General features: G+C 58.6%; 10 protein-coding genes and 1 pseudogene. 5 read left to right on the plus strand and 6 right to left on the minus strand.

What is annotated here, in order from left to right:
- Nucleotides 1-84: 84 nt before the first annotated feature.
- A complete protein-coding gene (locus AC4ANE_RS17555; RefSeq protein ID WP_031595838.1) occupies nucleotides 85-1,188 on the minus strand; it encodes an MBL fold metallo-hydrolase in 1,104 nt (367 codons plus the stop codon).
- A 194-nt stretch (nucleotides 1,189-1,382) separates the two neighbouring features.
- On the opposite strand from AC4ANE_RS17555, the gene AC4ANE_RS17560 reads away from it, so the two are divergent.
- Nucleotides 1,383-1,997, plus strand: a complete 615-nt coding sequence (locus AC4ANE_RS17560; RefSeq protein WP_002554141.1) for a TetR/AcrR family transcriptional regulator — start codon at nucleotides 1,383-1,385, stop codon at nucleotides 1,995-1,997.
- Between the two features lie 18 nt (nucleotides 1,998-2,015).
- Here AC4ANE_RS17560 and fahA read toward each other — a convergent pair whose 3' ends face one another.
- Both fahA and hmgA read right to left on the minus strand, forming a co-directional pair.
- Nucleotides 2,016-3,311 carry a fumarylacetoacetase gene (fahA, locus tag AC4ANE_RS17565; protein ID WP_002554142.1) on the minus strand — a complete coding sequence of 432 codons (1,296 nt, stop codon included), beginning with the start codon at nucleotides 3,309-3,311 and terminating at the stop codon, nucleotides 2,016-2,018.
- Entirely contained in the window at nucleotides 3,308-4,615 is a 1,308-nt protein-coding gene (hmgA, locus tag AC4ANE_RS17570) for a homogentisate 1,2-dioxygenase (RefSeq protein ID WP_002554143.1), read from the minus strand. Before hmgA ends, fahA begins: the two co-directional genes overlap by 4 nt.
- Nucleotides 4,616-4,753: 138 nt before the next feature.
- Here hmgA and AC4ANE_RS17575 point away from each other — a divergent pair, with 138 nt between their 5' ends.
- Nucleotides 4,754-5,545, plus strand: a complete 792-nt coding sequence (locus AC4ANE_RS17575; RefSeq protein WP_002554144.1) for an IclR family transcriptional regulator — start codon at nucleotides 4,754-4,756, stop codon at nucleotides 5,543-5,545.
- A 1-nt stretch (nucleotide 5,546) separates the two neighbouring features.
- Here AC4ANE_RS17575 and AC4ANE_RS17580 read toward each other — a convergent pair.
- Nucleotides 5,547-7,117: pseudogene (locus tag AC4ANE_RS17580) on the minus strand (sensor domain-containing diguanylate cyclase).
- Nucleotides 7,118-7,473: 356 nt separating this feature from the next.
- On the opposite strand from AC4ANE_RS17580, the gene AC4ANE_RS17585 reads away from it, so the two are divergent.
- A complete protein-coding gene (locus AC4ANE_RS17585) occupies nucleotides 7,474-9,672 on the plus strand; it encodes a putative bifunctional diguanylate cyclase/phosphodiesterase (protein WP_031595840.1) in 2,199 nt (732 codons plus the stop codon).
- A 58-nt stretch (nucleotides 9,673-9,730) separates the two neighbouring features.
- On the opposite strand, the gene hppD is transcribed toward AC4ANE_RS17585, so the two are convergent.
- A complete protein-coding gene (gene hppD, locus AC4ANE_RS17590) occupies nucleotides 9,731-10,807 on the minus strand; it encodes a 4-hydroxyphenylpyruvate dioxygenase (protein WP_031595842.1) in 1,077 nt (358 codons plus the stop codon).
- Between the two features lie 144 nt (nucleotides 10,808-10,951).
- Nucleotides 10,952-11,587 carry a maleylacetoacetate isomerase gene (gene maiA / locus AC4ANE_RS17595; RefSeq protein WP_031595844.1) on the minus strand — a complete coding sequence of 212 codons (636 nt, stop codon included), beginning with the start codon at nucleotides 11,585-11,587 and terminating at the stop codon, nucleotides 10,952-10,954.
- Between the two features lie 159 nt (nucleotides 11,588-11,746).
- Between maiA and glcD the strand changes: the two genes are divergently transcribed.
- Nucleotides 11,747-13,246 (plus strand): glycolate oxidase subunit GlcD, encoded by a 1,500-nt coding sequence (gene glcD / locus AC4ANE_RS17600; protein ID WP_002554150.1) that lies wholly within the window; start codon nucleotides 11,747-11,749, stop codon nucleotides 13,244-13,246.
- On the plus strand, nucleotides 13,246-14,304 hold the full coding sequence (glcE, locus tag AC4ANE_RS17605; protein ID WP_002554151.1) for a glycolate oxidase subunit GlcE: 1,059 nt from the start codon (nucleotides 13,246-13,248) through the stop codon (nucleotides 14,302-14,304). Before glcD ends, glcE begins: the two co-directional genes overlap by 1 nt.

Below are 14,304 nucleotides of genomic sequence, written 5' to 3' on the forward strand. Positions count from 1 at the left end.
TTAGGCCGTGCGCGTGCTCATATGACAAATCAAAATCTGGGTGCTGCTATTTAAAAAATCAGTTCAGCAATGGCGCGGGCAGTTTCAGGCATTTTGCCGAGGGCATTTGCAGTTCGTTACTCGGCCGTGCTGCTCGGGCTCGGGCTCGGGTTCAGGCTCGGCAACTTCATCGACGCCGAGCCACCATGTCAAACCGCGACACGGGTATTGCACATAGAACGGCTGGCCCATCATCGGCGTGGTGATCGAGACATTCTGCTCCCAGGCCAGCGCCAGGATGCGATCGAACGGTTCGTGCCAAGCGTGCATCGATAGGTCGAAGGTGCCGTTGTGAATCGGCAGCAACCAGCGACCGCGCAGGTCCAGATGTGCCTGCAGCGTCTGCTCGGGTTGCATGTGCACATGCGGCCATTCGACGTTATAGGCCCCGGTTTCCATCAGCGTCAGGTCAAACGGTCCGTATTGCTCGCCGATGGTCTTGAAGCCATCGAAATAGCCGCTGTCGCCACTGAAAAAGATCCGCTGATCGCCGTCGATCATCACCCAGGACGCCCACAGGGTGCGGTTGCTGTCGAGCAGCGTACGCCCGGAAAAATGCTGCGAAGGCGTAGCGACAAATTCGATGCCCGCCACTTCGGTGGACTGCCACCAGTCCAGTTGGCGGACCTTGTGCGCGGGTACGCCCCATTCAATCAGCGTATCGCCTACACCAAGTGGTGCCAGAAAATGCTCGGTCTTGTCGGTCAGCGCCTTGATCGCCATACGATCCAGATGGTCGTAGTGGTTATGCGAAAGGATCACCGCCTTGATTGGCGGCAACTCTTCGAGGCTGATCGGCGGCTGATGAAAGCGCTGCGGCCCCGCCCACTGCACCGGCGACGCGCGCTCGGCAAACACGGGATCAGTCAGCCAGAACTGGTCGCGTAATTTGAGCAGGACCGTCGAATGCCCGAGGCGATACACCGTGTTGTTGGGCGCTGCCAGCAACTGCTGACGCGACAGCGGCTGCACCGGAATTTCGCCTGCGGGGCGCGTGTCCTTGGGCTTATTGAATGCCTGATCCCAAAAAATGCGGAGCGTTCGCAGCAGACTCGCCGGTTTCATCGTCGCATGATTCCGATATCGCCCCTCATGACGGGACAGGACAGGCAGTGAAGAAGCATCCTTTTTCTGATGTGTCGAGGCCATGGTTTGCTGACTCCTGGGAACAGGTTGAGGCACCAGCCGTGCATACTTTGTACGTGATCCCGTTGCAGGATGCTCGATGAAAGATATGTAACAGTGTTTTACACTACACGGTGTAGTTTTAAGCTTGCATGATCCTTGGCGACAAGTAAACTGCTGAGTGTAACTTTCTCTAAACGTCCGTTTGAAGCGAACCTATGACCGCACCCATGCGCCTCACCGATCAGAAACGCGAATCCATCGTCCAGGCAGCTATTGCCGAATTTGGAGATCGTGGTTTCGAGGTCACCAGCATGGACCGCATCGCTGCTCGGGCCGAGGTGTCCAAACGCACGGTCTACAACCATTTCCCCAGCAAGGAAGAGCTGTTCGCCGAGATGCTGCAGCGTCTGTGGAGCTGTGCCCCGCCGCAATCGGAAGTGATTTATCACCCCAATGTCGGTCTGCGCGAGCAACTTCGAGACCTGCTGTGGGGCAAGATGCGCAACCTGACCAACAGTAATTTTCTCGACCTGGCGCGTGTCGTGGTGGGCGCTACAATTCACTCGCCCGAGCGTGCTCAAGTGTGGATGGCCCGTATCAATGAGCGCGAAGAAACCTTCAGCGCGTGGATCCGGGCGGCTCAGAAAGGCGGTCGCCTGAAGCCTGTCGACCCCGGTTTTGCGGCGACGCAGATGCACGCGTTGCTCAAGTCGTTCGCATTCTGGCCACAGGTAACCTTCAATGCCGCACTGCTCAACCCTCAGGAGCAAAGTGATGTGGTCGAGTCGGCGTTGAACATGTTTCTGGGCTGGTACGAAGTGACTCCCTGAGGCTTCTGATCCGGTTTTTCAGTCGAGTACGATGCCCCGGCACTCGCCAAAGCCAATCGACACCTGCCCTTCCCGATGACAACGGGCACGCAGGATGACCTCGTCGCCAGCTTCCAGGAATATGCGCTTTTCACCGTTGGGCAACGCCACTGACTGCTTGCCGCCTGCGGTCATCTCCAGCAGGCTGCCGTACTGACCTGTCTGAGGACCGGACAGCGTACCCGTGCCAAGCAGGTCGCCCGGTTGCAGCTTGCAACCGTTGACGCTGTGGTGTGCGACCATCTGCGCCACGGTCCAGTACATGTTCAGCGAGTTGCTCAGACCCAACCGGTAAGGCTCCAACCCCTCGGCCTTCATCTGCGCGGTCAGCAGCAGCACTTCCAGCTCGATGTCCAGCGCGCCACCCTGCTGATCATTCTGATCAAGCAGGTACGGCAGCGGCTGAGGATCGCCCTCCGGACGCAGTGGCTGGGGGCTGCGGAAGGGTATCAGCGCTTCGGCGGTTACCACCCAGGGCGAGATCGTCGTGGCAAAGCTCTTGGACAGAAACGGTCCCAGCGGCTGGTACTCCCACGCTTGAATGTCACGCGCCGACCAGTCGTTGAGCAGGCAGAACCCGGCGATGAGCTCCGCGGCGCGGTCAATCGCGATGGCATCGCCCTGCGCATTCCCCGGCCCGATCCACACACCCAGCTCCAGTTCGTAATCCAGGCGTTTGCAGGGACCGAAAACGGGAACGTCCTGACCCGGCGCAAGGGTCTGCCCATTGGGCCGCCGGACCGGCGTACCGGATGTGCAGAGGGTCGATGCCCGGCCGTGGTAGCCAATCGGCACATATTTGTAGTTGGGCAGCAGCGGATTGTCCGGACGGAACAGCTTTCCGACGTTCAGCGCATGGTGAATACCAACGTAGAAGTCAGAATAATCACCTACCCGCGCCGGCATGTGCAGGCTGCACTCGCTCATCGGCAGCAGCAAACCTGCAACGGCCTGCATACTGTCACGTTGCGGGTTGTCCGCATCCAGCAGTTGCAGCAATGCGCTGCGCAATGCCTGACGTGCTGGAGCGCCCAGTGCAAAGAAATCGTTGAGCTGGTCACGGCTGGCCACTTCGGCAGCTTCAGCGGCCTGCCCGTGAAAAACCCTGGCGGCTGTTGCTGCGCGCAGATCGACAATCAGATCGCCAATCGCCACGCCACCACGCGGGCCGGTAGTGCCATGGCTGAACACACCCAGCGGCAGGTTCTGCAACGGAAAATCAGCGTGCTCGTTGGCCGATGCCACCCAGCTACGACGATTGAGAGAGCCAGTCATCGGCGCGGTTCCTTGTTGAATGTCCTGGTCATGTCGTTCCAGCAGGCATCGTAATCGGCTTGCAGTTGCGGGCAGCCGAGCGCGTGGCGGCTGGGACGCAATACCTTGCCGGTCTCGAACATGAAGGCCATGGTGTTTTCGATTTTGTTCGGTTTCAGCTCGGCAGCAATGGCCTTTTCTGCCGTGACATTATCCGGGCCGTGCGCGCTCATGCAGTTGTGCAGCGAGGCGCCCCCGGGCATGAAGCCTTCAGCCTTGGCGTCGTAGGCGCCATCGATCAGGCCCATGAATTCGTTCATCAGGTTGCGGTGGAACCACGGCGGGCGAAAGGTATTTTCCGCCACCATCCAGCGCGGCGGGAATATAACGAAATCGATATTGGCCTGGCCGTGGGCGGCACCTGGTGAAGTCAACACAGTGAAAATCGATGGGTCCGGGTGATCGTAACTGACCGTACCGATGGTGTTGAAACGCCGCAGATCATACTTGTACACAACGTTGTTACCGTGCCAGCCCACCACATCAAAGGGTGAATGCTCCAGGTGTGTCGACCACAGTTCACCAAGGAACTTCTGCACCAGCTCCACCGGTTGCTGATTGTCTTCAAACCAGGCCACTGGCGTCAGAAAATCACGTGGATTGGCCAGCCCGTTACTGCCGATCGGACCAAGCTCCGGAAGGCGTAAGGCGCAACCGTGGTTCTCGCAGATGTAACCGCGGGCGCTGCTGTCGAGCAGTTGCACGCGAAACTTCATGCCTCGCGGCAAGACGGCGATTTCCAGCGGCTCGATGTCCAGCAGACCCAATTCGGTGATGATTCTGAGTCGCCCCTGTTGCGGCACAATCAACCATTCGCCATCGGCGCTGAAAAACGCACGCTGCATAGAAGTGTTGGCTGCGTATACGTAGACGCTCACACCGTCTGCCTGATCCGCGGCCGAGGTACTCGCCAAAGGGATCAGGCCGTCAATGAAATCGACAGGCTCGGCGGGGATATCGAAGGCGTTCCAGCGCAGCCGGTTGGGGTTGATCGGGCCCTGCTCCTGACCGGCGATCTGCCGACCCATGCGTTGGTAACGCGGATGGGCCGCCGAAGGTTTGATGCGATACAACCAGGTACGCCGGGCTTCGCTGCGCGCGACCGTGAAGGCAGTACCCGAGAACTGCTCGGCATAAAGCCCCAGCGGGTGCTTCTGCGGAGAGTTCTGGCCAATCGGCAATGCTCCGGGCAGCGCCTCGCTGCTGAACTGGTTGCCAAAGCCCGACTGATAAGCCATTGCGTCGGAACGGGAGTGGATAGCCATCTGGACCTCTTGTTGTTATGGGGTCGGGCAGAGACGGGTAAAACATCATTTAACGTAAAACGATTACGCATAACGTAATTTGAGTTTGCCAGCCGGTCAAGCTATAAAGCTGCCTTTCCCGATCGGCGCACAGCACCCATGACCCAGGACATCGAAAGCTCGACAGGCGGACGTCAGCAAAAGGTTCAGGCCGCCGAAGTTGGGCTGGGCGTGCTCAAGGCGCTGGCCGATCTGTCGCCCTCCACTTCCCTGTCGAAACTGGCCGAGCATCTGGGCATGCCTGCCAGCAAGGTTCATCGTTATCTACAGGCGCTGATTGCCAGTGGCTTTGCCGAGCAGGATGCTGTCAACAATCACTACGGGCTGGGGCGCGAAGCGTTGCTGGTCGGGCTGGCCTCACTCGGCAAACTGGACGTGCTGAAAGTATCGGCGCCGTGGCTGGCCAGCCTGCGTGATGAACTGAACCAGACCTGCTTCCTGGCGGTATGGGGCAACAAAGGGCCGACTGTGGTGTATGTCGAAGCGTCGATGGGCGCAGTGACGCTGGTGACGCAAATCGGCTCGGTGCTGCCGTTGCTCGGCTCGTCTACCGGCCTGGTATTCGACAGCTTTCTGAACGAGCGCGAAACCGCTGCGCTTCGCGAGCAGGAAATGCCTTTGCTGAGTGCCGACCAGTTGCGCGACGTCAAGCTGCATATCGAGCAGATCCGTACGACGGGCGTCCACCAGATTCAGGGCTTGCTGATGCCGGGCATAAACGCAGCCTCTTCGCCGCTGTTCGCCATGGGCAACAAGCTGGTAGGCGTGATCACCGTGGTTGGGCCGGGATCGGTGTTGAACGACGAGACGCAGAATCTGGCGGCCAGGCGGCTTTTGCAAACGGCGCAGGCCATCAGCGAGCGTATGGGCGGTAGCCGTCCGTCAGACTGACTCAGGAAGAGGCGGTTGATACCCAAGCAAAATGGCTCGCTCCATGCCAGCCGTGAATCAGCCGACCTTCGACGCGGTTACGCCCTCTGGTTTGCCAGGTAAAGCAGCCGATCCGCTTCCGCCAACGCGGCGGTATGTCCATCCTTCTCTGCTGCGTTGATCGACACCACGCCCGAGCTGATGGTCAGTTTGCCCAGCGGGCTGGCCGAGTGCTCTATACGATTGGTTTCAACGGATGATCTGATTTTTTCCGCGATCTTCAGCGCCCCTGCCAGGTCGGTTTCAGGCAGCAGAATGACAAACTCTTCGCCGCCGTAACGTGCCGCGATATCCCCAGCCCGGTCAAGACTGTTGCCTATGAGCCCAGCCACTTGCTTCAGGCAGTCGTCTCCCTGCAGATGACCGTAGGTGTCGTTGTATTGTTTGAACCAGTCAATATCCAGCAGAATGATCGCGATAGTTGCAGTATTCCGGCTCGCCCCCCCCCCACTCCTGCTGCAAGGCCGCATCGAAGCAGCGTCGATTGGCCAGGTGCGTGAGGCTGTCCGTGTGAGCGATGATCTCCAGCTCGTTCCTGGCGATGTTCAGTTCACCTTCCGCATTGATCAACTGCTGGATTTGCCGGTACAGCAGGACGCCAAGCAAAACCAGCGCAAGGATAATAATGCCGGTGATGGTCATGGACCGGTATGCATAGGCCCACCAGGGCGCGAACACATGCTGACAGGAGACGCCTGCAGCGGCGACGATCGGCAACCCGGACACCCGCCGATAGGCGTAGATCCTTTCCACCCCGTCCACCACGGAGTTGATCAACGCGGTGCCGCTGTCGCTGTAGGGCAGATAGCGAGTGAAGATATCGCCCTTGGCGACATTGGTGGTCATCAGTGCGGTTAATGTGGGGCGCCGCGCCAGCAGGTCGCCATTGTTCAGAGCGAGAAAGATCACCCCCTTGTCGTCTACATCCATGCGCTGGAAAAAAGCCTGGAAATAAGCCACCGGCACGGTGGCCAGTGCAACGCCAGCAAAACTGCCATCCGCAGCATTGATACGCCGACTGACCGGGATGACCATATCCCCGGTATTACGGCTTTCTACGATAGACCCCACATGAATGGACGGGTCAGGGTTATCGCGATGGTAAATGAAGTAATCGCGGTCTTCGTTGTTTCTGGTGTGCACGCCGTTGGCAAAGGAATTGGCGACCCAGTTGCCCTGAGCATCGTAGATGAACAGCCCTTGAAGCCCTTTGACGTTTATCAGGTCTTGAGCCATCAGCCTGGTCAAGCGGCTTTGCTGCTGGCCTGCGACCCCGTCCTGTTCCACACGCTCGACAAGGTCACGCAGCGTATTGTCAGCCTGTTGCAGGGTGTCCTGAGCCTGCTGCTCAGCGGCAAGCACGATATTGGACACCGCAATCCTGGCGGTGGCCGCGCGCTCGAGCTTCGACTGGTTCATCTGCCAGACGGTAGCCAGGGTCAGCGATAGACAGACCAGGGCAATGAAGCCGATCAACGCTTTGCTGAGCGCCGAAGGTGTAAGCCTCGTCGAAATAAAGGAAAGCCGTTTCATAGGGTTGTCATCAAATTGGCAGTGAACCCCGCCATGCAGTTTCCATACCTTAGCGCCACTAACCCGAACACGTTGTTACACCGAGGTCACGCGGGGCTTAGTTGAATGAATGCCCCGCAGGCTAGTTGCTCAAGAAGTCATTACAGGTATTCGGTTTTTTGACGATACAGCTTCTAAGCTGCTAGAGGCAGCTACCGATACACTACTGTGAGAGGTGCTGCAATGTATCGAACTTTGCTTTTCCGGCATGGCGCAAGCGCGTGTTGGCAGGGTGTTTTCACCGATGCCGGCACAGCGGCATTGTACATCGATCGCTTCGAGTTTCAGGCGCGATCAGCTTATAGCGATGACCTCAAATGAGTACTTACCCAGTCGGCGATGACGACGAAGAGCGTATTCGGATTTTGAATGCTTTTTCGTTGATGGATACCCCACCTGAGCACGAATACGATCAGATCGTGCAAATGGCATCGCGGATTTTCGATGTGCCCATTGTGCTGATTTCGCTGGTTCATCGCGATCGGCAATTCTTCAAGGCGCGTATCGGCCTCGATGTCTGCGAAACGGGCCGTGACGTCTCATTCTGTAATTTTGCGCTCATGGGCCGTAACGTTTTTCTGGTGCCTGATGCATTGCAGGATGAGAGATTCAGCTCAAACGCCTTGGTAGTAGGCGCTCCCTATATTCGCTTTTATGCCGGGGCGCCGCTGATAACCGCCAGCGGTCATGTGCTGGGCAGCCTGTGCCTGATCGACAATAAACCTCGGGAGACTTTCTCGCAGCGAGATCAATTGGTTCTTAAGGATCTGGCGGTCATAGTCATCGAAAGAATGGAGTTGCGTCGGCTTGCGCTTGAGAATGAAGACAGCCACGCCCGCTTCATGAATATCACCTCGACTTCACCCGACGCGATTATCTGCTCGGACAGCAAAAACCGGATCATCTCATGGAACAACTCGGCCGAGCTCATTTTCGGACATCGATCCGAGGACGCCCTGGGAAAGCCTCTCGACATTATTATTCCGCCAGAAATGCGCTCCAGGCATCATGCAGGTTTGTCGAGGGTGGCGTCAGGCGGCCCGACATTCATTATCGGAAAATCCATTAACCTGACGGCCATACATCGCGACGGTCATACAATCCCGATCGAGCTTTCGCTCTCACAATGGACGTATGCCGGCGAGCCACAATTCGGGGCGATCATTCGTGACGTCACCCAGCGTGTCGAGGCGGACAAATTACTCAAGCATGCGGCTGAATACGATCATCTGACCGGGCTTGCCAATCGATCGACACTCAAAAGGCGGATCAAGGAGGCGTGCGATGCGCAGCTGCCAGCAGCTATCCTGCTGATCGATCTGGACGGTTTCAAGGACGTCAACGACACGCTGGGCCACGCTGCGGGCGATTTTGTGCTCAAGGTGACCTCTCAGCGTCTTCGCGAACACGTACCGGCCTGCCATATGGTCGCCCGTCTGGGCGGCGATGAGTTTGTCGTTTTCCTGTCAGACACGGCAGACCCTGACAACGCAACCAGGCTGGGCCTGGCGCTCATAGCGGTCATCGAGGAGCCGATTGAGTTTGAAGACAATTCAATCTACATCGGTGCCAGCATCGGCGTCTCCGTAAGGTCCGGCTCCGACTACGACGAGGAGCAAATGCTCGGCAATGCGGATCTGGCGCTCTACCAGGCCAAGTCTGACGGACGCTCCCTTGTTCGCACCTTCACCTCCGAGCATCGACAGACCGCGTCAAGAAGAGGCGCGCTCAGCTCATCGATGCGTCAGGCGTGGGCCAACAAAGAGTTCGAGCTGTACTACCAGCCTCAGGTACGACTTGCGGACGGTCGTATTACCGGAGCCGAAGCCCTTATACGCTGGAACCATCCGACACTGGGTGTGGTGTCTCCGGCGGTTTTTCTACCTGCACTGGAAGCGGGTCTTCTCGCGGTACCGGTGGGCGAATGGATCCTGCGCTCAGCCTGTGAGCAGGCAGCGCAATGGCAAAACACCGGCTGTGACGAATTTCGCATCGGCGTCAATCTGTTCGCCGCTCAGTTTCGCATGCGTGACTTTGCCGAAATGGTTGAAAGTGCGCTTGAAGACTTTTCCTTGCCGGCACACTCACTCGAGCTGGAGATCACGGAAAACATCATCCTGCGAAACGAACAACGCATTATGGAACCGTTGCGCCACCTTCGCTCATTGGGTGTGGGCATTGCATTCGACGATTTCGGTACCGGCTATGCGTCCCTGAGCCTGCTGAAAGACTATCCGGTGACACGGCTGAAAATTGACCGCTCATTCGTAAGTGGCGTGGAGCGCAGCAAGAAAGACGAAGTCATCATTGAGGCCGTTATCAGGCTGGCGAACGGCTTCAATCTCCAGGTCACGGCAGAAGGCATAGAAACCCGCGAGCAGGAAAGTCTGATGCGCCATTATGTGTGCGACGAGGGTCAGGGCTATTTGTATGGTCGTCCCATGCCAGCGCATGAATTTACCGAGCGTTATATCTCGTCTCTCAATCGACAGGCTGACGTGCTCAAGCACAAATGACTCAGAACGAGCCTGAGCAGGCTCGTCTGATCGCAAGGCGGACACTTCCGGTTATCGCTCAATCCGGCGTCAGTACGCCACGCTGTATCTGGTCACGCTCGATGGATTCGAACAGCGCCTTGAAGTTGCCTTCGCCAAACCCGTCGTCGCCCTTGCGCTGAATGAATTCGAAAAACACCGGGCCCATCAGCGTTGCGGAGAATATCTGCAACAGCAAGCGACGCTCGCCTCCTTCGGAAGAGCCATCGAGCAGAATACCGCGTGACTTGAGCTCGGCCTCCGGCTCACCGTGATCGGGCAGTCTTCCCTGAAGCATTTCGTAGTAAGTATCCGGCGGCGCCGTCATGAAACGCATGCCGGTTTCCTTCAGCGCGTCCCAGGTCTTGATCAGGTCATCGGTAAAGAACGCCACATGCTGAATGCCTTCGCCGTTGAACTGCATCAGAAACTCTTCGATCTGCCCGGCGCCCTTGGACGACTCTTCGTTCAGGGGAATCCGGATCATGCCATCCGGGGCGGTCATGGCCTTTGAGGTCAGACCGGTGTATTCGCCCTTGATGTCGAAATAGCGCAGCTCGCGGAAGTTGAACAGCTTTTCATAGAACCCTGCCCAGTACGCCATGCGCCCGCGATACACGTTGTGGGTCAGGTGATCGATGAATTTAAGGCCGGCACCGACCGGGTGGCGATCAACGCCTTCGATGAAGTTGAAGTCGATGTCGTAAATCGAGGTGCCTTCACCGAAACGGTCTATCAGGTACAGCGGCGCGCCACCGATGCCCTTGATGGCGGGCAAGCGCAATTCCATGGGGCCGGTGGCGATTTCCACCGGTTGTGCGCCCAGTTCAAGTGCCCGGTTGTAGGCCTTTTGCGCGTCTTTCACGCGGAACGCCATGCCGCATACAGAAGGGCCATGTTCGGCGGCAAAGTATGAGGCCAGACTGTGCGGCTCGTTGTTGAGGATCAGGTTGATCGCGCCCTGACGATACAGTGTCACGTCCTTGGAGCGATGGGTTGCGACTTTGGTGAAACCCATCATCTGAAACACAGGCTCCAGGCTGTTGGGGGTCGGTGACGCGAATTCGATGAATTCAAAGCCCATCAGGCCCATGGGGTTTTCGTAGAGATCAGCCATGACTGGCTCCTTGCAGGAAAAGTGAGAGTGGTTAAACCAGCGCAATCACTGTCCTGCGGGCGGCGCACACGGGATCCCTCGCACGCTGCGCGCGAGAAAATCACCGAATATCAGTTGCAGACCAAGAATCTTCATGAGGGCAGCCTACTCCGGCTTGTCCGATTGTGCATCAGGGTGTGCCTGTTGAAAGGCCGGATGTTGCATGGCCAGACGCTCGACCCGCTGGATACGCGGGTATGCACTCAGTTGGACGTTGTAGCGATGGGCTGCATACAGCTGTGGTAACAGGTAAATATCCGCAAGGCCGGGGCTCGTACCAAAACAGAAACCATCCTTTTCGATCAACTGCTCGACGGCCTGCAAACCTTCGCCGATCCAGTGCTCGATCCAGCTCAGAATAGCGGGTTCGTCGTGACCCAGACCGCGTAACCGGTTGAGCACCGAAACGTTGTGCAAGGGGTGAATGTCACAGCCGACCAGCGCCGCAACGGCCCGCTGGCGCGCACGCAGAACAGCATCCTGCGCCAGTAACGCAGGCTGCGGGTAGCACTCTTCCAGGTATTCAATGATCGCCAGTGACTGGGTGATGACCACGCCATCGTCCAGCCTCAATGCAGGCACCCTGCCCTGCGGGTTGACCGCCTTGTAGCCGGGTGTGCGCTGCTCGCCGTCATCAGGCAGCAGGTTGACCGGGATCGCAGCGTAATCCAGCCCTTTTAGGGCCAACGCAATACGCACACGGTAACTTGAGGTCGAGCGGTAGTAAGTGAATAGGTCCACGGAAGTCGCCTGCCTGACGCACGGGTGCTGTGTTTATTATTTTCGTAACAACATTACGTAATGCGTAAATTGCGCGATCCGCCTGACGCTGTCAACTCAAGCCTTGTGCTGAATGAGCTAGGATGCATTAACCCGATAAAAACAACGCTGGGTGCCTGCATGAATATTCTTTATGACGAACGCATCGACGGCGCGCTGCCCGCAGTCGACAAGCAGCAATTGCTGCACGAGATACGACGCCAACTGCCCGACCTGGACATTCTGCACCGCGCCGAAGAGCTTCGGCCCTACGAGTGCGACGGGTTATCGGCCTATCGCACCACGCCGATGCTGGTGGTGCTGCCACGGCATGTCGAAGAAGTGCAGACGCTGCTCAAACTGTGCCATGCGCATCGCGTGCCGGTGGTCGCTCGCGGCGCGGGCACCGGGTTGTCGGGTGGCGCACTGCCACTGGAGAAAGGCGTGCTGCTGGTGATGGCGCGCTTCAATCAGATCCTCGCTATTGATCCGGCTGCTCGTCTGGCGCGGGTCCAGCCCGGCGTACGCAACCTGGCCATTTTCCAGGCAGCAGCACCCCACGGTCTGTATTACGCACCCGACCCTTCCTCGCAAATCGCCTGTTCCATCGGCGGCAACGTGGCAGAAAATGCAGGCGGCGTGCATTGCCTCAAATACGGACTGACCGTGCACAACCTGCTCAAGGTCGAGATACTGACCGTCGAAGGCGAGCCAATGACCCTGGGCAGCGACACGCTGGACTCACCGGGCTTCGACTTGCTGGCACTGTTTACCGGCTCCGAAGGCATGCTCGGTGTCATTACCGAAGTCACGGTCAAGCTGTTGCCCATGCCGCAGGTGGCCAAAGTGCTGCTGGCGGCGTTCGATTCCGTGGAAAAAGCCGGCGGTGCGGTGGCCGATATCATTGCCGCAGGCATCATCCCCGGCGGGCTGGAGATGATGGACAATCTGGCGATTCGTGCCGCCGAGGATTTCATTCACGCAGGCTATCCGGTTGATGCAGAAGCCATCCTGCTTTGCGAGCTGGACGGGGTCGAAGCCGATGTACATGCCGATTGCGAACGGGTTCGCGAGGTATTGACACTGGCTGGCGCGATCGAAGTGCGTCAGGCGAAAGACGAGGCCGAACGGGTGCGCTTCTGGGCCGGGCGCAAGAACGCCTTCCCCGCCGTAGGCCGTCTGTCACCGGATTACTACTGCATGGACGGCACTATCCCGCGACGCGAGTTGCCAGGGGTATTGCGCAGCATCAAGGAGTTGTCAGCTCAGTACGGCCTGCGCGTGGCAAATGTGTTCCATGCTGGCGATGGCAACATGCACCCGCTGATCCTGTTCGATGCCAATCAACCGGGTGAGCTGGAGCGCGCCGAGGCGCTGGGCGGCAAGATCCTTGAGCTGTGCGTCGAGGTCGGCGGCAGCATCACCGGCGAGCACGGTGTCGGTCGCGAGAAGATCAACCAGATGTGCGCGCAGTTCAACAGTGACGAACTGACTTTTTTCCATGCAATCAAGGCCGCATTCGACGCCAGCGGCCTGCTCAATCCCGGCAAGAACATCCCGACCCTGCATCGCTGCGCGGAATTCGGTGCCATGCATATTCATGCCGGGCAATTGCCGTTTCCCGAACTGGAGCGCTTCTGATGAGCGAGATGGACAAAGACGTCAGCCAGGCTCTGCTCGAACGGGTCGATCAAGCGCTACGGGACAGCACGCCGTTACGTATTCAGGGTGGCAACAGCAAGGCCTTGCTTGGCCGTGAGACAACAGGTGAGGTGCTCGATACCCGCGAACACCGTGGCATCGTCAGTTACGACCCGACAGAACTGGTGATCACCGTCCGCGCCGGTACGCCGCTGAGCGAGCTGATGCAGGTGCTGGACGCCGCAGGCCAGATGCTGCCCTGTGAACCGCCCGATTTTGGCTGCGCAACGCTCGGCGGCATGGTCGCCGCAGGACTGTCGGGCCCGCGCCGCCCCTGGAGCGGGTCGGTGCGTGATTTCGTGCTGGGCACCCGGGTCATCACCGGCCTCGGCAAGCATCTGCGCTTTGGCGGCGAAGTCATGAAAAACGTTGCAGGCTATGACGTTTCACGCCTGATGGCAGGCAGTTTCGGCTGCCTTGGGGTGCTGACCGAGGTGTCGCTCAAGGTGCTGCCCAAACCGCGTTTGTGCAGCAGCATCGCGTTGCAGATGGACAGCTCGCAAGCCTTGGCCCGCCTCGCTGAATGGGGTCAGCAACCTATGCCTATCAGCGCAGCCAGCCACGACGGTCAAGTGCTGCGCCTGCGTCTTGAGGGCGGCGAAGGCTCGGTGGCAGCAGCCCATGAGAGGCTCGGTGGCGAAGTGTTCGATGGCGCTTACTGGCAGCAGTTGAATGAGCAGCGTCTGCCCTTTTTTCTGGACCCGCGACCTTTATGGCGGCTCTGCGTACCTGCCCAAAGCGCCGTACTGGAACTGCCAGGCGAGCAACTGCTCGACTGGGGCGGCGCACAACGCTGGCTGAAATCCGACGCAGACGGCGAAACCATTCGAGCGATCACCACGGCGGCTGGCGGGCATGCAACCTGCTACAGCCAGGGCGTTGTCGACAACCCGTTCCAGCCGCTGGCCGCACCTGTACTGCGTTACCACCAGGCCCTCAAGGCCCGGCTCGACCCGCAGGGCATTTTCAACCCCGGCCGACTGTACGCGGAGTTTTAA

The organism is Pseudomonas sp. Pme6b, assembly GCF_058129925.1.

Coding starts and splice junctions, on each gene's coding strand:
- AC4ANE_RS17585 (WP_031595840.1), top strand. CDS start 7,474: ATGAGTACTTACCCAGTCGGCGATGACGACGAAGAGCGTATTCGGATT.
- hmgA (WP_002554143.1), bottom strand. CDS start 4,615: ATGGCTATCCACTCCCGTTCCGACGCAATGGCTTATCAGTCGGGCTTT.
- glcE (WP_002554151.1), top strand. CDS start 13,246: ATGAGCGAGATGGACAAAGACGTCAGCCAGGCTCTGCTCGAACGGGTC.
- fahA (WP_002554142.1), bottom strand. CDS start 3,311: ATGACTGGCTCTCTCAATCGTCGTAGCTGGGTGGCATCGGCCAACGAG.
- AC4ANE_RS17560 (WP_002554141.1), top strand. CDS start 1,383: ATGACCGCACCCATGCGCCTCACCGATCAGAAACGCGAATCCATCGTC.
- AC4ANE_RS17555 (WP_031595838.1), bottom strand. CDS start 1,188: ATGGCCTCGACACATCAGAAAAAGGATGCTTCTTCACTGCCTGTCCTG.
- glcD (WP_002554150.1), top strand. CDS start 11,747: ATGAATATTCTTTATGACGAACGCATCGACGGCGCGCTGCCCGCAGTC.
- hppD (WP_031595842.1), bottom strand. CDS start 10,807: ATGGCTGATCTCTACGAAAACCCCATGGGCCTGATGGGCTTTGAATTC.
- AC4ANE_RS17575 (WP_002554144.1), top strand. CDS start 4,754: ATGACCCAGGACATCGAAAGCTCGACAGGCGGACGTCAGCAAAAGGTT.